Annotated in this window: 18 protein-coding genes; 3 read left to right on the top strand and 15 right to left on the bottom strand. The window is 70.0% G+C overall.

What is annotated here, in order from left to right; all coding sequences use genetic code 11:
* From HOV91_RS33585 to HOV91_RS33560, 6 genes are all read right to left on the bottom strand, one after another.
* On the bottom strand, nucleotides 1-827 hold an 827-nt coding region (locus HOV91_RS33585; RefSeq protein ID WP_174189291.1), incomplete at its 3' end, for a NifU family protein.
* A gap of 32 nt (nucleotides 828-859) precedes the next feature.
* Entirely contained in the window at nucleotides 860-2,656 is a 1,797-nt protein-coding gene (locus tag HOV91_RS33580; RefSeq protein ID WP_174189288.1) for a nickel-dependent hydrogenase large subunit, read from the bottom strand.
* Nucleotides 2,657-2,667: 11 nt separating this feature from the next.
* Complete coding sequence (locus tag HOV91_RS33575) at nucleotides 2,668-3,723, bottom strand: NADH-quinone oxidoreductase subunit B family protein (RefSeq protein ID WP_043728151.1); 1,056 nt, start codon at nucleotides 3,721-3,723, stop codon at nucleotides 2,668-2,670.
* A gap of 93 nt (nucleotides 3,724-3,816) precedes the next feature.
* Nucleotides 3,817-4,698, bottom strand: coding sequence for a hydrogenase nickel incorporation protein HypB (gene hypB / locus HOV91_RS33570; RefSeq protein ID WP_174189287.1), 882 nt, complete (start codon nucleotides 4,696-4,698; stop codon nucleotides 3,817-3,819).
* On the bottom strand, nucleotides 4,656-5,030 hold the full coding sequence (locus HOV91_RS33565) for a hydrogenase maturation nickel metallochaperone HypA/HybF (protein WP_174189286.1): 375 nt from the start codon (nucleotides 5,028-5,030) through the stop codon (nucleotides 4,656-4,658). The genes hypB and HOV91_RS33565 overlap by 43 nt, the downstream gene beginning before the upstream one ends.
* Nucleotides 5,031-5,263: 233 nt before the next feature.
* Complete coding sequence (locus HOV91_RS33560; RefSeq protein ID WP_174189285.1) at nucleotides 5,264-5,638, bottom strand: PepSY domain-containing protein; 375 nt, start codon at nucleotides 5,636-5,638, stop codon at nucleotides 5,264-5,266.
* 115 nt (nucleotides 5,639-5,753) lie between these two features.
* Between HOV91_RS33560 and HOV91_RS33555 the strand changes: the two genes are divergently transcribed.
* Together HOV91_RS33555 and HOV91_RS40945 are read left to right on the top strand one after the other, a co-directional pair.
* Nucleotides 5,754-6,431, top strand: a complete 678-nt coding sequence (locus tag HOV91_RS33555) for a response regulator (protein ID WP_174189284.1) — start codon at nucleotides 5,754-5,756, stop codon at nucleotides 6,429-6,431.
* The gene (locus tag HOV91_RS40945; protein ID WP_174189283.1) at nucleotides 6,424-7,899 is read left to right on the top strand and encodes a sensor histidine kinase; all 1,476 of its coding nucleotides are present in this window, start codon (nucleotides 6,424-6,426) and stop codon (nucleotides 7,897-7,899) included. Before HOV91_RS33555 ends, HOV91_RS40945 begins: the two co-directional genes overlap by 8 nt.
* Before the next feature lie 71 nt (nucleotides 7,900-7,970).
* Here HOV91_RS40945 and HOV91_RS33545 read toward each other — a convergent pair whose 3' ends face one another.
* From HOV91_RS33545 to HOV91_RS33510, 8 genes are all read right to left on the bottom strand, one after another.
* Nucleotides 7,971-8,873 carry an alpha/beta hydrolase fold domain-containing protein gene (locus tag HOV91_RS33545; RefSeq protein ID WP_174189282.1) on the bottom strand — a complete coding sequence of 301 codons (903 nt, stop codon included), beginning with the start codon at nucleotides 8,871-8,873 and terminating at the stop codon, nucleotides 7,971-7,973.
* A gap of 171 nt (nucleotides 8,874-9,044) precedes the next feature.
* Nucleotides 9,045-10,190 carry an acyl-CoA dehydrogenase family protein gene (locus HOV91_RS33540; protein WP_174189281.1) on the bottom strand — a complete coding sequence of 382 codons (1,146 nt, stop codon included), beginning with the start codon at nucleotides 10,188-10,190 and terminating at the stop codon, nucleotides 9,045-9,047.
* 478 nt (nucleotides 10,191-10,668) lie between these two features.
* On the bottom strand, nucleotides 10,669-11,565 hold the full coding sequence (locus HOV91_RS33535; RefSeq protein ID WP_174189280.1) for a lysophospholipid acyltransferase family protein: 897 nt from the start codon (nucleotides 11,563-11,565) through the stop codon (nucleotides 10,669-10,671).
* Between the two features lie 256 nt (nucleotides 11,566-11,821).
* Nucleotides 11,822-13,264 (bottom strand): GTPase HflX, encoded by a 1,443-nt coding sequence (gene hflX / locus HOV91_RS33530; RefSeq protein WP_246351339.1) that lies wholly within the window; start codon nucleotides 13,262-13,264, stop codon nucleotides 11,822-11,824.
* Nucleotides 13,265-13,456: 192 nt separating this feature from the next.
* On the bottom strand, nucleotides 13,457-14,338 hold the full coding sequence (dapF, locus tag HOV91_RS33525) for a diaminopimelate epimerase (RefSeq protein ID WP_174189290.1): 882 nt from the start codon (nucleotides 14,336-14,338) through the stop codon (nucleotides 13,457-13,459).
* Nucleotides 14,339-14,371: 33 nt separating this feature from the next.
* Nucleotides 14,372-15,208: a TrmH family RNA methyltransferase gene (locus tag HOV91_RS33520; protein WP_174189278.1), complete on the bottom strand. Its 837-nt coding sequence runs from the start codon at nucleotides 15,206-15,208 to the stop codon at nucleotides 14,372-14,374.
* Nucleotides 15,205-16,137: a tRNA (adenosine(37)-N6)-dimethylallyltransferase MiaA gene (miaA, locus tag HOV91_RS33515; RefSeq protein WP_312884867.1), complete on the bottom strand. Its 933-nt coding sequence runs from the start codon at nucleotides 16,135-16,137 to the stop codon at nucleotides 15,205-15,207. Before miaA ends, HOV91_RS33520 begins: the two co-directional genes overlap by 4 nt.
* Complete coding sequence (locus HOV91_RS33510) at nucleotides 16,134-16,898, bottom strand: class III extradiol ring-cleavage dioxygenase family protein (protein WP_174189277.1); 765 nt, start codon at nucleotides 16,896-16,898, stop codon at nucleotides 16,134-16,136. The genes miaA and HOV91_RS33510 overlap by 4 nt, the downstream gene beginning before the upstream one ends.
* 241 nt (nucleotides 16,899-17,139) lie before the next feature.
* On the opposite strand from HOV91_RS33510, the gene HOV91_RS33505 reads away from it, so the two are divergent.
* The gene (locus tag HOV91_RS33505; protein ID WP_174189276.1) at nucleotides 17,140-18,516 is read left to right on the top strand and encodes a DUF349 domain-containing protein; all 1,377 of its coding nucleotides are present in this window, start codon (nucleotides 17,140-17,142) and stop codon (nucleotides 18,514-18,516) included.
* A gap of 75 nt (nucleotides 18,517-18,591) precedes the next feature.
* Here the strand turns inward: HOV91_RS33505 and HOV91_RS33500 are convergent, their stop codons facing one another.
* The gene (locus HOV91_RS33500; protein ID WP_174189275.1) at nucleotides 18,592-19,173 is read right to left on the bottom strand and encodes an Rv2732c family membrane protein; all 582 of its coding nucleotides are present in this window, start codon (nucleotides 19,171-19,173) and stop codon (nucleotides 18,592-18,594) included.
* Nucleotides 19,174-19,219 lie beyond the last annotated feature (46 nt).

Here is a 19,219-nt window from a genome sequence, read left to right as displayed (position 1 = left end):
ACCCGGGCGCCCGCGTGCACCACGTCGTAGTGCGCCCGGCAGGTCGGGCAGCGCAGCACCGCGTCACCGACCGGGAATCCCACGCGGCGTTCCAGCACCGCACCCGCGAGGGAGCGGTCGCATCCCGGACAGTGGTCCCGGTAGGCGTACAGTTCCTCGCCGACCCGGCAGGCCAGCACGGTCAGCCCGGCGACGTCGAACCCGCCCACCTCGCCCGCGCCCAGCTCGGCCAGTTCGGGGACCGCGACCCAATTGCCGGGCCGGCGGTCCTCCGTGTGTACGCGCGAGAACAGCGAGTCGGCGGAGATCACCCCCGCCGACTCCGTCCGGGCGGCGACGACTTCGATGGACTCGATCTCCGGCGCCGCGGCCCGCACCGCGTCCTCCACCGCCAGTTCGAGCGTCACCGACGACGACGGGCAGCTCTTGCAACTGCCCGCCAACTCCAGGCGGACCACGCCGTCGACGATGTCGACCAGGTGGACGTCGCCGCCGTGCGAACCCAGGTACGGGCGCACGGTGTCCAGCGCGTCCCGCACCCGGGTGTCCACGTCGTGCGGATGAAGACCGTGCACGAGCAGCAGGCTCGCGACCAGATCGTCGCGGGCCAACCGCTCGACCGCCGCGGCGTCGAGCAGCCCCACGACGCGGGCCAGTCCCGCGCCGTAGAGTTCGACGAGTTCGCGCACCAGCTGCTCGGCGCGCTCGCGGGCGAGCGCACCGCCCGCCGAACTCGCCTCGAGCAAGGTCTCGATGCGTTCGCCGGCTTCGCGCCACCGGGACTCACCGAGCGTTGCGTCGTCCTGGTCGTGCGGGCGATCCTCCACCGTCACCTCCGGTCGTCTCGCCCGGCGCGGACTCACTCGGGGGTGAGCGTCTGCGTCGGTGAGTGCAGTTTCTCCAGCGTCTTTCCCTTGCCGAGGTACATGTGCACGCCGCACGGCAGGCACGGATCGAAACTGCGCACGGTGCGCATGATGTCGATGCCCTTGAAGTGCTCGCGGTCGTTCTCCTCGAAGATCGGCTGGCCCTGCACCGCGTCCTCGTAGGGGCCCGGGGTGCCGAAGCTGTCGCGCGGGCTGGCGTTCCACGGTGTCGGGGGATACGGGTGGTAATTGGCGATCTTGCCGTCCCGGATCACCATGTGATGCGACAGCACGCCGCGCACCGCCTCGGTGAAGCCGCAGCCGATGCCTTCTTCCGGCACCTCGAATTTCTCCCAGGTCTTGGTGTGGCCGGCCCGGATCTCGGCCATCGCCTTTTCCGCGAAGTGCAGCGCGCAGGCCGCCGCGTACGCCTGGAAATAGGTGCGCGCGCGATTGCGCTCGAGGGTGTTGCTGCCGTGCACGGGGATCTTCCACTCCAGCGTGACCGGGCCCTTGAGAGCGGTCTTGGGCAGGTTGATCTGCACGCTGTTCCCGGTGGCCTTGACGTACCCGATGTCGATCAGGTTGGCCAGCGCCGTGGCCCACAGCCGGGCCAGCGGGCCGCCGCCGGTGTCCAGGGCGAGATGGTCGGTGCCGTCGAACCAGCGCGGCGACATCACCCAGCTGTACTTCTCGTCCAGGTCGCGCTTCTGCGGCCGCGGGTTGGTGTGCTGGTTCCATGGGTGGCGCCGGTCCACCGGGTTGCCCAGGGGATCGGTCGGGACGAACATCTCCTGATCGGTCCAGTCCTCGTAGTACGAGCTGCCCAGCAGGATGCGCAGGCCCAGGTTGATGTCGACCAGGGAGGTGGTCAGCAGCTTGCCGTCCACCACGACACCCGGGGTGACGAACATCTTGCGACCCCAGTCCGCCATGTCCTTGTACTCGAAGTTGCAGAATTCGGGGTCCTGGAACGAGCCCCAGCACCCGAGCAGGGTGCGCCGCAGGCCGACCTGCTCGTAGCCCGGCAACGCCTCGTAGAAGAAGTCGAACAGGTCGTCGTGCATCGGGACGACCTTCTTCATGAACTCCACGTAGCGCATCAGCCGCGACATGTAGTCGGTCATCAGCTGGATCGTCGCGACCGTGCCTGGGCCGCCGGGATACAGCGTGGACGGGTGCACGTGCCTGCCTTCCATCAGGCAGAACATCTCCCGGGTGACGCGGCTGACCTGCAGCGCCTCCCGGTAGAACTCACCGGTGAACGGGTTGAGCGCCCGCATGATGTCGGCGACGGTGCGATAGCCGTGCTGGCCTGCGTGCGGCGCCTCGGTGTTCTCCGCCCTGGCCAGCACGCCCGGGTTGGTCTCGGCGACCATCTTCTCGCAGTAGTCCACGCCGACCAGGTTCTCCTGGAAGATGTTGTGGTCGAACATGTACTCGGCGGCCTCGCCGAGGTTGACCACCCACTCGCCCAGGTGCGGCGGCCGCACGCCGTAGGCCATGTTCTGGCAGTAACAGGAACAGGTGGCGTGGTTGTCGCCGCAGATGCCGCAGATGCGGCTGGTGATGAAGTGGGCGTCGCGCGGGTCCTTGCCCTTCATGAAGATCGAGTAGCCGCGGAAGATGGACGAGGTGCTGTGGCACTCGACCACTTCCCGGTTATCGAAGTCGATCTTGGTGTAGATGCCGAGGCTGCCGACGATGCGAGTGATCGGGTCCCACGCCATCTCGACGAGACGGTCCGGCTCGATCGTTCGGTGCGACGGCTCCGGGATGATCTGGGTCATCAGAGATCCTCCTACCAGGTGCGGGTCGCCCCGGTCTCCAGCTTCCGGCCCCGGTGCCGCCAGTGCGGCTCCTTGTCGACCGTGCGTCCGGTGATGTGACGGAGACTGCGGATCACCGATCCGTACAGCCCCGATGCGGTGGACGAGAACTTTCCGCCGGGCGGTTCGTCCATGAACGGCATGAACTTGTCCGGGAATCCCGGCATGGTGCAGCCGATGCAGATGCCCCCGACGTTCGGGCAGCCGCCCAAGCCGTTGATCCAGCCACGCTTGGGCACGTTGCACTTGACCACGGGTCCCCAGCAGCCGAGTTTGACAATGCATTTCGGCGAGCCGTACTCGGTGGCGAATTCACCCTGCTCGTAGTAGCCCGCGCGGTCGCAACCCTCGTGCACGGTCGCCCCGAACAGCCACTTGGGCCGCAGCGCGTCGTCGAGTGGGATCATCGGCGCCTGCCCGGTGGCCATGTAGAGCAGATAGGTCAGCGTCTCGGACATGTTGTCCGGCTGGATCGGGCAGCCCGGCACGCAGACGATCGGGATACCCGCCTTGCTCTTCCAGTCCCAGCCCAGATAGTCCGGCACGCCCATCGCACCGGTCGGGTTGCCCGCCATCGCGTGGATGCCGCCGTAGGTCGCGCAGGTGCCCGCCGCGATGATGGCCGTGGCCTTAGGCGCGAGCCGGTCCAGCCATTCGCTGGTCGTCATGGGCTGGCCGGTGGCGGGATTGTTGCCGAACCCGCACCAGTAGCCCTCTTCCTTGAGTTGCTCGTTCGGGATCGAGCCCTCCACCACGAGCACGAACGGTTCGAGTTCCCCGCGATCGGCCTTGAAGAACCACTCCAGGAAATCGTCCGCGCCGCCGTTGGGTCCGCACTCGAAGTCGATGAGCGGCCAGTGCACGGCGATCTTGGGCAGACCGGGGAGGGAGCCGAGAGCGATCTCTTCGATGCTCGGCTGCGTGGCTGCCGTCAAGGCGACGGAGTCACCGTCACAACTGAGCCCCGCGTTGATCCAGAGCACGTGGATCAGCGTTTCTTCGGCTCGTACTGCTTCCTGAGTGGGCATATGTCGCCACCTTCCGCAGCGGACCACCGGGGGCCGGATCTCACCTTTCTCGAAGACTGGGCCACCTCGGAATGTGATCCTGATCACTTCACCTTAAGCGTGCCCGGCGGCATCCTCAAGAGCCGCCGGACCGGCCGCGCGACGCTGCGTGGCCAGCCAGTCGTACCAGGTGGACAGGCCCGCACCGCTGCTGACGGACAGCGGCAGGACCTCGACGCCGGGATGTATCGACTGGATGTACTCCCGGCATCGGTCCACGTCGAAATCGACATACGGCAGCAGATCGATCTTGTTCACCAGCACCAGTCCCGCCGCCTGGAACATGTGCGGATACTTCAGCGGTTTGTCCGTCCCCTCGGTCACCGAGACGACGACCACCTTCTGCCGCTCCCCCAGATCGAACAGCGCCGGGCAGACCAGGTTGCCGACGTTCTCCACGAACAGCAGCGTGCCCGGCGCGGGATCGAGCGCCTCCAGCGCGCGGTACATCATCTCGGCGTCCAGGTGGCATCCCGCGCCGGTGTTGACCTGAACGACGCGGCACCCGGTGGCCTTGATCCGCTCGGCGTCGAGCAACGTGGCCTGGTCGCCCTCGATCACCGCGATCGGGGTCCGGCCGGACTCGCGGATGGTGCGTTCCAGCAGGGTGGTCTTGCCCGCGCCCGGCGAGCTGGTCATGTTCAGCGCGAGGATGTCGCGCTCGGCCAGCCAGGCCCGGTTGCGCTGCGCCAACCGGTCGTTCTTGGCCAGCACCTTCAGTTCCAGGCTCACCGTCTCGGTGGCGGGCACGTGCACGTGGTCGGCGTCCGGGCCGTGTTCGTGATCCTGCGGGCCGTGTTCGTGCTCGTGCGGGTGGTGGTGCGCGTGCTGGTGCTCCGGCCCGTTGGCGTGCTCATGCCCTTCGGCGTGCTGGTGGTCGTGCGGGACGCGAATCAGCGCGGCGGTGTCGTCGCCGCACCCGCAGGTTGCGCACATACCTCACTCACCTCCATGGATCGGATACGCAGCTCGCGCCCGGAGCGGATCTCGACGTCGGCGCTGCCGCAGGGACACAGCGGGATCGGGTCCGGCAGCCGGAAATCGGCGCCGCAGGTCCGGCACGCCGCGGTGGCGGGGATCTCCACCAGGATCAGCTCCGCGCCTTCGGCCGGTGTGGCTTCGGCCGCGACTTCGAAACAGAAGCGCATGGCGTCGGGTACGACGGCGCACAGCGCGCCGACCTCCACGGTGACCGAATGCACCCGCCGGCCCGCCGCGTGCTCGCAGACGGCGTCGATGACGCTGCGCGTAATGGCCATCTCGTGCATCGCGACCTCGAATTCTCGCGGACAACTCTGAGGCTACTCCCGGGCAAACCGGCTGCGGGGGAAATCTCCGATGCTCCGTGAGCGCGCCTGTGCGGTGCCACGCCCCGGGTCAGGGTGCGGCCCGGGGCGGTAGAAGCCGCGGCCGAGATCTCTCTCCGGATCCCGGCCGCCCGATAGCAAACACCTCGTAGTTACCCACCGGCCCGCCTGTCACACGAGCCCGCTCGAACCGCTCAGTCGTGGTCGGCCGTGGTGCGCACCTCGCCGCTGCTCGCGTCGATCGTCACGTCGTACTCCACCCCCTCGGGCGTGGCGAGCTCGACCTGCCACACCGGAACACCGCGATCGATGTCGAACTCGATGGACAGGACCCGGCCGCCGGGCACAGCTGCCACCGCCTTGTCGATGGCCTGCTGCCTGCCGACCCCCGTGTCGGCCACCAGCGACCAATCCCCGGCGAACGAGCGGAAGGCGACGGTGTGATCGTCCGGCCCACCGGTGGCGACAGCGGCCAGGACGACACTCAGACCGACCACGGCGGCCGCGACGGCCGTGCCGACGATGAGCCAGCGAAGACCGGCGTAAGCGCGGCGGAATACGGTGGTCATGTGGAACCTCCTGCGGGAGAGCTGATCTCGAATGCGTCCACTGTGGCGAATCGAGCTGAAGGCGAGCTGAAGCGACCTGAAGACGGTTTCAGGATCGGTCTGCCACTCTTGGTGGATGCGTCTGCTGATCGTCGAGGATGAGAAACGTTTGGCCCTCACACTGGCAAAAGGCTTGTCGGCCGAGGGTTTCGCCGTGGACGTGGTGCACGACGGCGCCGAGGGCCTGCACCTGGCGACCACCACCGACTACGACCTGATCATCCTCGACATCATGCTGCCCGGGATGAACGGCTACCGGGTCTGCGCCGCGCTGCGCGCCGCGGGCCACGAGACGCCCGTGCTCATGCTGACCGCGAAAGACGGCGAGTACGACGAGGCCGAGGGCTTGGACACCGGAGCCGACGACTACCTCAGCAAACCGTTCTCCTACCTGGTGCTGCTGGCCCGCATTCGCGCGCTGCTGCGCCGCCGAACCCGCGGCGGCGCACGGGTTCTGCGCGTCGGCGACCTGACCGTCGACCCGGGCACCCGCACCTGCCGCCGCGGAACGCAGGAGGTCACGCTGACCGCCAAGGAGTTCGCGGTCCTCGAGCACCTGGCCGTCCGGGCCGGGGAAGTCGTCTCGAAAGCCGATATCCTGCACCACGTCTGGGACTTCGCCTACGACGGCGATCCGAACATCGTCGAGGTCTACATCAGCACGTTGCGCCGCAAGATCGACGCGCCGTTCGGGCGCCGATCGATCACCACCGTCCGCGGCGCGGGCTACCGGCTGGCAGCCGACCGTGGCTGAGCGGGGCAGGCGGGCCTGGTGGCGTTCGGTCCGCGCGCGCACCACGGGGGCGGCGACGGTCGTGGTCACGGTGGCGCTCGTGGCGGCCGGGCTCGCGGTGCTCGCGGTGTTGCGGCACAACCTGGTCGAGAGTGCGAGCTTGCAGGCGGAGACCACCGCGCGCGATATGGCGGTCGAGATCGCGGCGGCAGGCGACCTTGCCCGAGTGACCCTGCCCGACGCCGAAGACCATCCGGTACAGGTGGTTTCGGTCGACCGCCGGGTCTTGGCCGCCGCCGGCGAGCTCCAGGGCAAACCGCCGATGGCCGACTTCGGGCCCCACGACCGATCCCGCGACGAAGAGGACGACGACGAAGACGAACAGGACGAAGACGAGCGCGACGAGGACGAGCGCGACGGGCAGAGCGCCGCGGCGGCCGCCGATCCCGCGACCGCCGAGGCGGAATTCGGCGACGTGCGGCTGACGGTGGACGTCGAGGACGGACCCCAGCCGTACCGGGTCGCCGCGCTCCCGGTGACCCTGCCGAGTGGCCAGTCCGCCACCGTCTACGCGGGTGCCTCACTGGAGACCACCGACAGCGCCGTGGCGGACGCGCGGCAAGCCATGCTGATCGGCCTGTCGCCCCTGCTCGTCGTGGTCGCGGCCGTGACCTGGTTGGTCACCCGGCGCGCCCTGCGCCCGGTGGAGGCGATCCGCGCGCAGCTCGCGGAGATCATGGACGGTGACCTCTCCCGCCGCGTTCCCGAACCGGGCTCACGCGACGAGATCGCCAGGCTGGCGAAGACTACGAACGCGACGCTCGCAGCGTTGGAGAAATCAGCGGAGCGCCAGCGCCAGTTCATCGCCGACGCGGCGCACGAACTGCGCAGCCCCATCGCCAGCCTTCGCACGCAACTCGAAGTGGCCCAGGCGCATCCGGAGCTGCTGGAACTGGACGGGCTGATCGACGACACCGTCCGGCTGGAACACCTCGCCGCGGACCTGCTGCTGCTGGCTCGGCTCGACGCGGGCGAGCAACCGCGATCGGAACGCGTCGATCTGACCGCCCTGGTCCGCGACGAGCTGGCCCACCGCGTCGGCGACCGGGTCGCCGTCGACCTCGCGGCCCCGCACGACGCCATCGTGGTCACCGGGAGCCGGACCCAGCTCGCCCGCGTGCTGGGCAACCTCGTCGACAACGCGCAGCGGCATGCCGCGAGCACCGTGCGCGTCGCGGTGGAACGCGGCGCGGACGGACGAATCGTGCTGTCGGTCGCCGACGACGGCCCCGGTGTGGCGCAGGCCGATCGCGACCGCATCTTCCAGCGCTTCGTCCGCCTGGACGACGCGCGCACCCGTGACGAGGGCGGTGCGGGACTCGGCTTGGCGATCGTCCGTGATGTCGTGGAACGTCATGGGGGCGCCATTCGCGTCACCGATGGCGCGCCCGGCGGCGCCTGCTTCATGGTGACCCTGCCCAGTGCGTGAACCCGCGTCCGGTCGAGGTCCGCTGATTCACGTCCCGAACCACGACGACGTTCGCCCACGCCGATGTTCGTTCACTGGACGAGGGCACTGCGCAGCCGGTCGATGACGATCCGGCGCGCGGCCCGCCCTTCGGGCGTCGGCGTCAGTGGATAGACGTGCGGCAGCCCACGCCCCTCGTGGTAGTCGACCGTGACTCCCGCTCCGCGCGCCGCGTCGACCAGCAGGCGGGTGTCCGGATGCAGGATGTCGTCGGTGCCGCAGAAAATCGTCAGCGGGCCGAGTCCGCGCAGGTCGGCGACGAGCGGGCTGACCCGCGGATCCCCGAGCCCGAGCCGGCCCCGCCACTGCTCGATGAGCACCCGGGTCCCCGCGACGCCCAGCCACGGGTCGCGCGGCTGCACGACCGGTATTTCGGGATTGCTCAGCGAGAGATCCAGCGCGGGCGCGATCAGCACGGTCCCCGGCAGACGCACCCCATGGTCGTCGCGCAGGACCACCGCGGCCGACAGCGCGATCTGCCCACCGGCCGAATCCCCTGCCAGGCAGACGTTCCCGAAGGTCTCCCGGTTGTCGAGCACCAGATCCACGAAGCCCGCCACCACCTGCCCGGCGGTGCCGAACGGGATCAGCGGGTAGATCGGCACCGTCACGGCCACACCGGCTTCGGCAGCGACCGAAGCGCACAGCGCCCAGTGCTGCGGCGCGATCTCGTGCACCCAACCCCCGCCGTGCGCGTACACGACATTTCCCCGCGGTCGGCGTTCGCGCGGCGCGAGGGTATAGACCGGCCAACCACCGCGACGCTGCACCGCGATCGTCACATCCGCACGCAGCCGCCGTGGCGGACCGTAATTCCGGGGCCGGACGCTCAATTTCCGGATCCGCTCGTGCGCGGCTTCGGGGTCGACGAACACGCGATTGGCGCGCGTCGCTCGCAGATATGCACGCACGACCTGGTTGGCGAAGCTGGGCACCGCATCTCCTCCACTCGGGCACTCGACGGCCGTCGAGTCCTCCCGCACTTCAGGAGGCGATAGTGTCGCAAGTTACGGCAACTCCCGCTGATGCGGGGCGCTGCGCAGCGACGCAGATCCCCGAGCCGACGACGCGACAACCGCCGTCGGCCCGAGCGGGAACGCCTGAGGTCAGGAGAGTTTCAGGCTGCGGCCGACGATCTCCTTCATGATCTCCGTGGTGCCGCCGTAGATGGTCTGGATGCGAGCGTCCATGTAGGCCTTGGCGATCGGGTATTCCTTCATGTACCCGTATCCGCCGTGCAGCTGCAGACAGCGGTTGATCAGGTCGAGCTGCTCCTCGGTGCTCCACCACTTGGCCATGGCGGCGTCCTCGGCGCTGAGCTTGTTCTCGTTGAGCAGCTCGATGAACTTGTCCACCATCAGGCGCACCGCGGTGGTCTTGGTGGCCAGCTCGGCGAGCACGAAGCGGGTGTTCTGCAGAGCGCCGATCGGCTTGCCGAACGCCTTGCGGTCGCGGACGTACTGAATGGTCATGTCCAGGCAGGACTCCATCGCCGCCGCGGCCATGACCGCGATCGAGAGCCGTTCCTGCGGCAGGTTGTGCATCAGGTGGATGAAGCCCATCCCCTCGGTGCCGAGCAGGTTCTTACCCGGCACGCGCACGTCGGTGAAGCTCAGCTCGGCGGTGTCCTGGGCTTTCAGGCCGAGCTTGTCCAGGTTGCGGCCACGCTCGAAGCCGGGCATCCCGCGCTCGACCACGAACAGGCTGAAGCCCATCGCGCCCTTCTCCGGGTCGGTCTGCGCCACCACGATCACGATGTCGGAGTTGATGCCGTTGGTGATGAAGGTCTTGGCGCCGTTAAGGATCCAATCGTCCCCGTCGCGGACCGCCCGGGTCTTGATGCCCTGCAGGTCGGAACCGGTGCCCGGTTCGGTCATGGCGATCGCGGTGATGATCTCGCCGGAGCAGAAGCCGGGCAACCAGCGCTGCTTCTGCTCGTCGTTGGCCAGCTCGAGCAGATAAGGCGCGATCACATCATTGTGCAGCGTGAAACCAAGACCGGAGTACTGGCCGCGCACCGACTCCTCGGAGACGATGGCGTTGTAGCGGAAATCCTTCACCCCGCCGCCGCCGTACTCCTCCGGCATGGCCATGCCGAGGAAGCCCTGCTTGCCCGCCTCGAGCCAGACCTCTCGATCGACGATGCCCTGTTCCTCCCACTTCGCGTGGTTGGGCGCGACGTGCTGATCGAGAAACTTGCGGAACGACTCCCGGAACAGTTCGTGTTCGGGTTCGAACAGTGTGCGTTCCACGCCAACCTCCTAGTGACCACACCGGCCGATCCACACCGACCAGTCGTTGCCCCATACCGTACCCGGAAGGAGAATCCGTGTTCACTTCTGGGGCCATAACCATGGTCTCACCAGGAGCGGCGGCACGGGTGCGGATCAGCGGGCGAGATTCTCGGCAAACGGGCGAGCGCTCCTCACCGCCGCCGCCGTGCGAGCCGGGCCCGCCGATCCGCGGGCCGCGACTCGGGCGCCGCCGAAAACCGGCGCGCCGCACCGCAGGGAACGAGGCCGCCGCGGTGGCCTGGCATGGGTGGTCAGGCGCAGATGCTCAGTTGCGCCCGCGCGGCAGTGACGAATGCTTCGTACAGGCGGCGGCCGAGGCCGGTGCCTCGCGCGTCGTCGCGGGTGGCGATCAGCCGGGCGCAGGCCGGCTGGCGAGGGTCACGAATCCTGGGTCGCGGCGGCAGCCGGGAGCCCGCCGAGCAGTGGGCGCCGGAACTCAGCGTTTCAGCCAGCCGCGCACGCGGCCCACCAAGGTGCGCCCTTCGTCGCGCGCCCGCTCGGCGAAGAGGAAGTTCATCTCCTCCTCCAGCGCCTTGCGCACCACATCGCGGAATTCCGTCGCGGCGGCGTGCATGTCACCGGCGTTGCGCCAGGGCCCCGGGTCGATGGGCGCGCCCGCGGAGAAATAGAAACGTTCCGGACGCGGGATGACGGTGGGGCCGACGCCGCGGATGAGCGGCGGGGTGAGGTCGCGGCTGAGCCCGAGCGCTTGCACGGTCCAGCGCAGCGGTCGCAGGATCGGATGGTCGCCGTCGACCACGATGTCGTAGGCGTCGTCGACGCCGATCATCGCGACCGGGACGATGGGCGCGCCCGCCTCGATGGCCATGCGCGCGAAGCCGCTGCGGCCCTCCCACTTCAACAGGTATTTCTCGTTCTTGCGGCGGACCGCCTCCCGGCCGCCGCCGGGGAACACCATCACGGCCTCGCCGCGCCGCAGCAGTGCCAGGCAGTTGGACCGGGTTCCGCGCACCACGCCGTAGTGGTGCAGCAGGTGACGCACACCGGGCACGTTGATGAGCACGTTCTCGGCGAGACCGCGGATCAGGCGGCCACGGCGGCGCAGCACCTCGGGCAGCAGCATCGGCGCGTCGATGCCGCCGAGCAGGTTGTGGTTACCGACCAGCAGCACAGGGCCGTCGGCGGGGATGTTCTCCAAGCCGTAGAAGCGCGGGCTGGTCCACGCGCGCAGTGGCGCGAGCAGGGTGTCGATCAGCCGCAGATCGGTGTCGGTCAGCGCCACCGACAGCGGCGCACCGTCGCTGAGCACCGGATCGGCGCTGTTCGCGGCGCCGGAGCGCCGAGCGCGGGAATCGGAGCGGGCGTCCGACATGAACCCTCCTGATGTCGATTCGATGACGATAGCGCAACGAAATCGACTGCGTCGCACCGGATGTGCGCGTCGCCTCGCGACACGCCCGATTCGGCCACCCGAGCGGCTTGCCCGGCTGCTCGGCAAGCCCGTCGCGAATCAGCACGTCACCGCCTCGCGGGGGCGGCCGCACCGCCCGCGGTGCACCGTCGCGATGTGAACACGCGCACAGCGCCCGAATCGCGGGCACTGACGCGGGTAGGAGACGTCCAGCTGGTCAGCCTTGCTCGCCGGGCTCCTCGGCGCCCTCCGAACCCGCGTGCGCGTAGTCCGACAGCGCGGCCGCCAGGGCGTGCGGGACGCGCGCGTGGACCCGCGTTCCGCCCTCCTCGTGCCGCGAGCTCAGGATGCGGCCGTCGGCGTGGACGCGTGCGAGCAGGTCGCCGCGCGTGTACGGCAGCAGGACGCTGATCTCCACGTCCAAACCGCCCAGCAGTTCGGCCAGCCGCGCGCGCAACGCCTCGATGCCCTGGCCGTTGTGCGCGGACACGAAGGACGCGTCCGGCAGCAGCGCGCGCAGGTTGGTCAGCTCCGTCGGGCCCATCGCGTCGGTCTTGTTCACCACCAGCAGTTCGGGCGGAGCGGGCGTGCCGGACTCCTTGATCACGTCCGTGATCACCTCGCGGACGGCCTTGATCTGCTCGACCGGCAGCGCGTCGGAGCCGTCCACCACGTGCAGCAGCAGGTCGGCGCCGGTGACCTCCTCCAGAGTGGAGCGGAACGCCTCGACCAGCTGGGTCGGCAGGTGCCGCACGAAGCCGACGGTGTCGGTGAAGACGACCTCGCGCCCGTCGTCCAGCTCGGCCCGGCGGGTGGTCGGGTCAAGGGTGGCGAACAGCGCGTCCTGCACCAGCAAGCCCGCGCCGGTGAGGGTGTTCATCAGGCTCGACTTGCCCGCGTTGGTGTAGCCGACGATCGCGACCGACGGGACGCCGCTGGAGTTGCGGCGCGCCCGCATGGTGTCGCGCGCGGTCTTCATCTCCCGGATCTCCCGGCGCAGCTTGGCCATGCGCTCACGGATGCGCCGACGATCGGTTTCGATCTTGGTCTCACCGGGACCACGCAGACCCACACCGCCGTTGCTGCCCGCGCGGCCACCGGCCTGCCGGGACATCGACTCACCCCAACCGCGCAGCCGCGGCAGCATGTATTCCATCTGGGCCAGCGAGACCTGCGCCTTGCCCTCCCGGGAGGTGGCGTGCTGGGCGAAGATGTCCAGGATCAACGCGGTGCGGTCGACCACCTTGACCTTGACCACCTTCTCCAAGGCGGTCAGCTGCGCGGGGGTCAGCTCACCATCGCAGATGACGGTGTCCGCGCCGGTCTCCAGCACCACGGTGCGCAGCTCGTCGGCCTTGCCGGAGCCGATGTAGGTGGCCGGATCCGGCCGGTCGCGGCGCTGGATCAGCGCCTCCAGCACCTCGGAGCCCGCGGTCTCGGCGAGCGCGGCCAGCTCGGCCATGCTCGCCTCGGCCTGCGCGGCGGTCCCCGTGGTCCAGACACCGACCAGCACGACGCGCTCCAGGCGCAGCTGCCGGTACTCGACCTCGGTGATGTCGGTGAGCTCGGTGGACAGGCCCGCCACGCGGCGCAGCGAGCTGCGGTCCTCCAACTGCAGCTCACCCACGGTCGGATCGGCCGACCAGCCCGATCGCTTCATCCGGGCGGCGTGCTCGGCGACGACGTCGCCGGTCACCGTCTCGTCGCCGGACACAGCGTCGTCCGCCGGCTCGGCGGTGCGGTCGTCGGCCTCGGCTGGAGTGAATTCATACGTCTTTGTTTTTCTCATACACCATCCATGCTGCCACGACATCACCGCAGCACGCACCCGGTTATCCGAGGACGACACCGCTCACGGAGCATCCCACCACGATCCGGCGAGGTGGCCGCTGGCCACCAGCACCGACGGGCCGCGCAGCCACGCCGAGCCGCGCTCGAGCCCGACGGTCAGTGCGCCGCCCGGCACCCGGACGGTCACCCGGCCGGTGTCCTCGGCGATCCGGAAACCGCCCGCGGCCAGCGCCGCGGCCGCCGCGGCGACGGTTCCCGTTCCGCAGGAACGGGTTTCGCCCACGCCGCGCTCGTAGACCCGCATATCGACGGCGCCCTCGGCGTCCAGCGCGGTGACGATCTCGACGTTCACCCCGTGCGGGAACAGGTCCGGATCGAAACCGGGCGGCACGGTCAGGTCGAGCTTGCCGAGCGCGTCCACGGACATCCCGGGATCGACACAGGCCAGATGCGGATTGCCGACATCGATCCCGATCCCCGACAGCGCCCAACCCGCGATGGTCGCGGTGGACTCCCCGAGTTCGCGCACCTGGCCCATGCGGACGGTGACGTCCCCGGTGACCGCGTTCCCGGCATGCACCGTGACCGGGCGCGCCCCGGCGCGACTGCCGACGACGAAGCTGTCGCGGGTCTCCAGTCCCGACGCGTGCAGGTAGTGGGCGAACACGCGGACGCCGTTGCCGCACATCTCGGCGATCGAGCCGTCGGCGTTGCGGTAGTCCATGAACCAGTCCTCGGCGCCGACGCCTTGCGGGATCTCCGCGAGCACGCCTGCCGCCCGCAGCGCGCCCGCCCGCGCGACCCGCAGCACGCCGTCCGCGCCCAGGCCGCGCCTGCGATCACACAGCGCGCCGACCTGCTCCGCGGTCAGCGCCAAGCCGGCCGCCGGGTCCGGCAGCACCACGAAATCGTTCTGGGTGCCGTGGCCCTTGGTGAACTCGATGTCCGGCACGTGCGATGTCTCCCTGTCTCGTCGTCACTTGGCAAACGTCCGGCGCTGCCGGGAAATTTCGTAGAGCGCCACCGCGGCGGCCGAAGGCGCCCCCAGGGAGCTGGCCGTGCCACCCATCGGGATGTGCACCATGTCGTCACAGGCCGCCTCCCATGCGGCGCTCATCCCGCTGGTCTCGTTGCCGACGACGAGGATGGTCGCGTCGGTGTAGTCGTAGTCGTAGGCGGCGTGCCGGCCGTGTTCGTCGGTCCCCACGATGCGGGTCGGGATGCCGCGGCGCAGCTGCCGGTTGCGGAACTCCAGCACCTGCGCGGGTCCTGCGGTGCGGATCACCGGCACGGCGAACAGCGACCCGGTCGAGGCGCGCACGGCCTGCGGGTCGTACTGGTCGGCGCCGTGCCCGGTGACGATGACACCGCTGGCACCGAACGCGTCGGCCGAGCGGATCAGCGTGCCCAGGTTGCCCGGTGAGTTGGGCCGGTCGAACACCACGACCACGGGCGCGTCCTCCCCCGGCTCGCCGGGCTCGAAGGTCTCCAGCTCGACTTGCCGAGTCTCCGCGACCGCCACCAGTTCCGGTATGCCGCCTGCCTTTTCGCCGAGTTCGGCCATCAGCTCCGGCACCAAGCCGACCTGCGGCACCCCGCTGGTGTCCAGCACTTCGCGCGCCCAGCTCGACAGCTCCGGGCCGCCGAGGCGGTACAGCAGCGTCTCCAGCGGCCAGTCGTTGGCCACGGCCTGCGTGATCGGACGGACCCCTTGCACCAGGAAACGGCCGTCGCGATGACGTTTGGTGCGGTTGTTGAGGTAGGCCTGCCACACCTGGACGGAGGCGTTGCGGGTGCTCACACGTCGGGTCACTGCGGAGTCCGTTCTTTCTCGTCGAGCAGGGCCAGCACGGTCGCGGCCGGATCGGGGGCGGCGCCGTCCACCCACCGCACGCGAGGGTCGCGCCGGAACCAGGAGCGCTGCCTGCGCACATAGCGCCGGGTGCCGATCAAAGTGCGTTCCTGAGCGTGGTTCAGGTCGTATTCGTTGTCCAGATAGGCCAGGACTTGTGCGTACCCGATGGCGCGCCGCGCGGTGACGCCCGCCCGCAGACCGCGCTCGATCAGGCCCCGTACCTCCTCGACCAGTCCGCCCTCGAACATCGCGGCGGTGCGCCGCTCGATGCGCGCGTCCAGCGCGGCGGTGTCCCGGTCGACGCCGATGATCACCGTGTCCCAGCGCGGCCGCCCAATAGTCGGCGCCGACGCGGCGAACGGCCTCCCGGTCAGCTCCACGACCTCGAGCGCCCGCACCATTCGCCGTCCGTCGGTGGGCAGGATGGTGGCCGCGGCCACCGGGTCGGCCGCGCGCAGCGCCGCGTGCACGGCGGCCACACCGCCCTCGGCGAGCAGCGCCTCCCAGCGCGCCCGCACGGCCGGATCGGTGGCCGGGAACTCCCACTCGTCCAGCAACGCCTGGACGTACATCATCGAGCCGCCCACGATGACCGGCACCCGGCCGCGCCCCATGATCGCGACCACGTCCGCGCTCGCCGCCGCCTGATAGGCGGCCACCGACGCGGTGTCGGTCACCTCCAGCACGTCGAGCTGGTGGTGCGGGATACCGCGGCGCTGGGCGACGGGCAGCTTCGCGGTGCCGATGTCCATGCCGCGGTAGAGCTGCATGGCGTCGATATTGACGATCTCGCCGCCGAGCCGTTGCGCCAGTTCCAGCGCGAGATCGGATTTACCGGTGGCGGTGGGACCGACGACCGCGACCGGAGTGATGCCGGAATCCGTCACGACGCATCGTCTCCGGCAGGCCGCCAGAGGCTCACGTGGTACCCGACGCCGAACGGGGCGTCGCGATAGCGCGTGTCCACCAGCGGGTCGGCGCGGAACAGCCCGGCCAGCACCTGGTAGGCGGGGCGGCCTGCGAGCGCGAGTTCGCCGCACAGCCCGGGGTCGAGTGCCCGCAAGGCGGCGCGGTCTCCCGTGGTCAAGGCGTGGTCGAGCCGATCCTGCACCGGCCGGGCGCGTTCGTCGAAGTAGCCGGGCGCCTTGGTGGACAGTGTCGCCGCGCCGTCGGCGACCACCAGCACACCGTGCGACGCGACGTCGCCGTCCAGTTCGGCGCGCAGGGCTGCCCCGATCTCGAGGCAGTGGTCCTTCGTCGCGTCGGCGGACACGACGCGCGCCTCGGCGACCGCGTCCGGCGCGACCTGCCCGCGCAGCCACCCGCCGATCAGCACGGCCAGCGGCAGGTCGGCGTCGGCCCGCCCGGGTCCGGCGACCGCCGCGGCGGACAGACCGACCCGCACGTCGGCCCCGAAACCGCGGAACGTGCCGACGGTCTCCGGCCCCAGCGTGCGGTCGCCGGGCCCGGCGCCGATCACGGTCCACCGGTCGGCGCCCGCCGCGAAAACGCGCACGGTCTCCAGCACGGCGGCCCGCAGCACCGCGCGCGGGTCGGAATCCGCCGCTTCCGCCGCGTCCGCCACGCCGCCGCACAACTCCGGCACCAGGACGGGCGGCGACGGAACGAGGGCGGCGACGGAGAGCACGTCGTAACCGTAGTCGTTGCCGGGACCACCGGTACCGCCCGGCTTCGAGTGTCTCTGCCGGAAACACCGCGGGGATTGATAGTGTTCGAGGAGCTACAACCCAGGTCATGAGGGGTTGAAAATCCCCGGGATCGCTCCGCGGGAAGGCATGGATCAATGGTCTCGAGGGCTCGGACCGGGTTGAATGGGATGAGCTAGGGCGTAACCAGGCAGCCGTGACGCGCGGCAGGGACGAGGAAAAATGACCGACAGCAACGGAACCGCGAAGGCCGGCCCCGGCAAGATGCCGCGTTCTTCCGGTGCCCCGAAACCGGGCAGCTCGATTCAACCGCCCAAGCCGCACGCGGTCAAACCCGCGCCGGGCCCGGCCCAGCAGCATCCCCATCCCGTCGTCGTCCCCACCGTCTCCGATCCGAGCCGCTGGGGCCGGGTCGACGAGGACGGCACCGCGTGGGTGAAGACCGCCGAGGGCGAGCGTCAGGTCGGCTCCTGGCAGGCCGGCGACGCCGCCGAGGGCCTGGCCCACTTCGGCCGCCGGTTCGACGACCTGGCCACCGAGGTCGCCCTGCTGGAGGCTCGGCTGGCCGCGGGCGCGGACGCGCGCAAGACCAAGGCCGCCGCCGTCGCGCTCGCCGAGTCGCTGCCCACCGCCGCCGTCATCGGCGATGTCGAGGGTTTGGCCCGTCGCCTGCAGGCCATCGCCGAGCATTCCGAAGAGGCCGCCGCGCACGCCAAGGAAGAGAAGGAACGCGCCCGCCACGAGCACACCGAGCGCAAAGAGGCGCTGGCCGCGGAGGCGGAGAAGATCGCCGCCGAATCCACGCAGTGGAAGGCCGCGGGAGACCGGTTGCGCGAGATCCTCGACGAGTGGAAGTCCATACGCGGCGTGGACCGCAAGGTCGATGACGCCCTGTGGAAGCGCTACTCCAAGGCGCGCGAGGCGTTCAACCGCCGCCGCGGCGCGCACTTCGCCGAGCTGGACCGCGAACGCGCCGCCGCGAAAGCGCGCAAGGAAGAGCTGTGCGTGCAGGCCGAGGAGCTGTCCGGCTCCACCGAGTGGGTGGCCACCGCGGGCATCTTCCGTGACCTGCTCGCCGAGTGGAAGGCCGCCGGGCGCGCGCCGCGCGAGGCCGACGAGGCGCTGTGGCGGCGCTTCAAGAGCGCCCAGGACGTCTTCTTCGCCGCCCGCAACGCCGCCGTCTCCGAACGCGACGCCGAGTTCGAGCAGAACGCCGCCGCCAAGGAGGAGTTGCTGCACGCCTACGCCTTCATCGATCCCGCCGCCGACCTGGAGGCCGCGCGCAGCGCGCTGCGCGAACTGCAGGACAAGTGGGACGCCATCGGCAAGGTGCCGCGCGAGCGCATGCAGGAGCTGGAAGGCAAGCTGCGAGCGATCGAGAAGCGCGTCCGCGACGCGGTCGACGCGCAGTGGCGGCGCACCGACCCGGAGGCGATGGCACGCGCCGCCCAGTTCCGGGAGCGCGTCGCGCAGTTCGAGGAGCAGGCCGCCAAGGCGCAGGCCGCGGGCAATGCCCGCGACGCGGAGAAGGCGCTGGAGCAGGCCAAGCAGTGGCGGGAATGGGCCGAGGCCGCCGAAGGGGCCGTCAGCAACCGCTGAGTCCAGCGCCGACCGGAGTGGCGACCGCGGCCCCTCCCGATCGGGAGGGGCCGCGGTCGTCGACGCGAGGTCCGGTCAGGATTCGCCGGTGAAGCGACGGCGGTCGCGTTCCTCCGCGGCCGCGGCGGCGTTGCGGCGCTGCTCTTCGGCGGCCAGGTGCAGTGCGGTGCGGCTCCACACCACGCGGATCCAGTGGAAGGTGAGCACGATCGTCGTGATGGCGCCGAGGATCAGGCCGATGCCGGGGCCCGCGCCGATGTAGTCGCCCAGCCCGGGAGTCTGGCGGTGCCAGATCGAGAGCACCCCGAACACGCTGGCCACCGCGCTGCCCGCGACGGCGATCCAGGCGAGCGCCCAGCGGCGGGTCATCAGCGCCAGCGTCGAGAATCCGATGCCGAAGATCACCAGGAACCAGACGAAGACCCGGGAAGGCAGCCCGATGTGCTCGACTCGGGCCACGTCGGTGTTGAGCAGCACGTCGAAGCCGCGTGCTGCGCCTGCGTGCGGCAGCACCAGCGACACCAGCAGCAGGAACACCGCGCCCGCCACGACCATGGCGCGGATGCCGGGATCGATCTCCCCGGCGATCCTGCGCTCGACCGCGTCGAGGTCGTCGCGGAATTGCTCGAAATCGCCGGTGCTCTCGACGGAGCTCACTGAGTCCTCGTTTCGTTCGTCTGCGCCGGGGCGGGCGGGCTCGCTC

The sequence above is a fragment of the Nocardia barduliensis genome (genome assembly GCF_013315795.1).
GTDB lineage: Bacteria > Actinomycetota > Actinomycetes > Mycobacteriales > Mycobacteriaceae > Nocardia > Nocardia barduliensis.
This window is presented reverse-complemented; position numbering and strand designations above follow the sequence as displayed.

What these genes read in the sequence shown, in the direction of transcription:
- HOV91_RS33580 (WP_174189288.1), bottom strand. Translation starts at nt 2,656, where the DNA reads ATGACCCAGATCATCCCGGAGCCGTCGCACCGAACGATCGAGCCGGAC.
- HOV91_RS33575 (WP_043728151.1), bottom strand. Translation starts at nt 3,723, where the DNA reads ATGCCCACTCAGGAAGCAGTACGAGCCGAAGAAACGCTGATCCACGTG.
- hypB (WP_174189287.1), bottom strand. Translation starts at nt 4,698, where the DNA reads ATGTGCGCAACCTGCGGGTGCGGCGACGACACCGCCGCGCTGATTCGC.
- HOV91_RS33565 (WP_174189286.1), bottom strand. Translation starts at nt 5,030, where the DNA reads ATGCACGAGATGGCCATTACGCGCAGCGTCATCGACGCCGTCTGCGAG.
- HOV91_RS33560 (WP_174189285.1), bottom strand. Translation starts at nt 5,638, where the DNA reads ATGACCACCGTATTCCGCCGCGCTTACGCCGGTCTTCGCTGGCTCATC.
- HOV91_RS33555 (WP_174189284.1), top strand. Translation starts at nt 5,754, where the DNA reads ATGCGTCTGCTGATCGTCGAGGATGAGAAACGTTTGGCCCTCACACTG.
- HOV91_RS33535 (WP_174189280.1), bottom strand. Translation starts at nt 11,565, where the DNA reads ATGTCGGACGCCCGCTCCGATTCCCGCGCTCGGCGCTCCGGCGCCGCG.
- hflX (WP_246351339.1), bottom strand. Translation starts at nt 13,264, where the DNA reads ATGAAGCGATCGGGCTGGTCGGCCGATCCGACCGTGGGTGAGCTGCAG.
- HOV91_RS33505 (WP_174189276.1), top strand. Translation starts at nt 17,140, where the DNA reads ATGACCGACAGCAACGGAACCGCGAAGGCCGGCCCCGGCAAGATGCCG.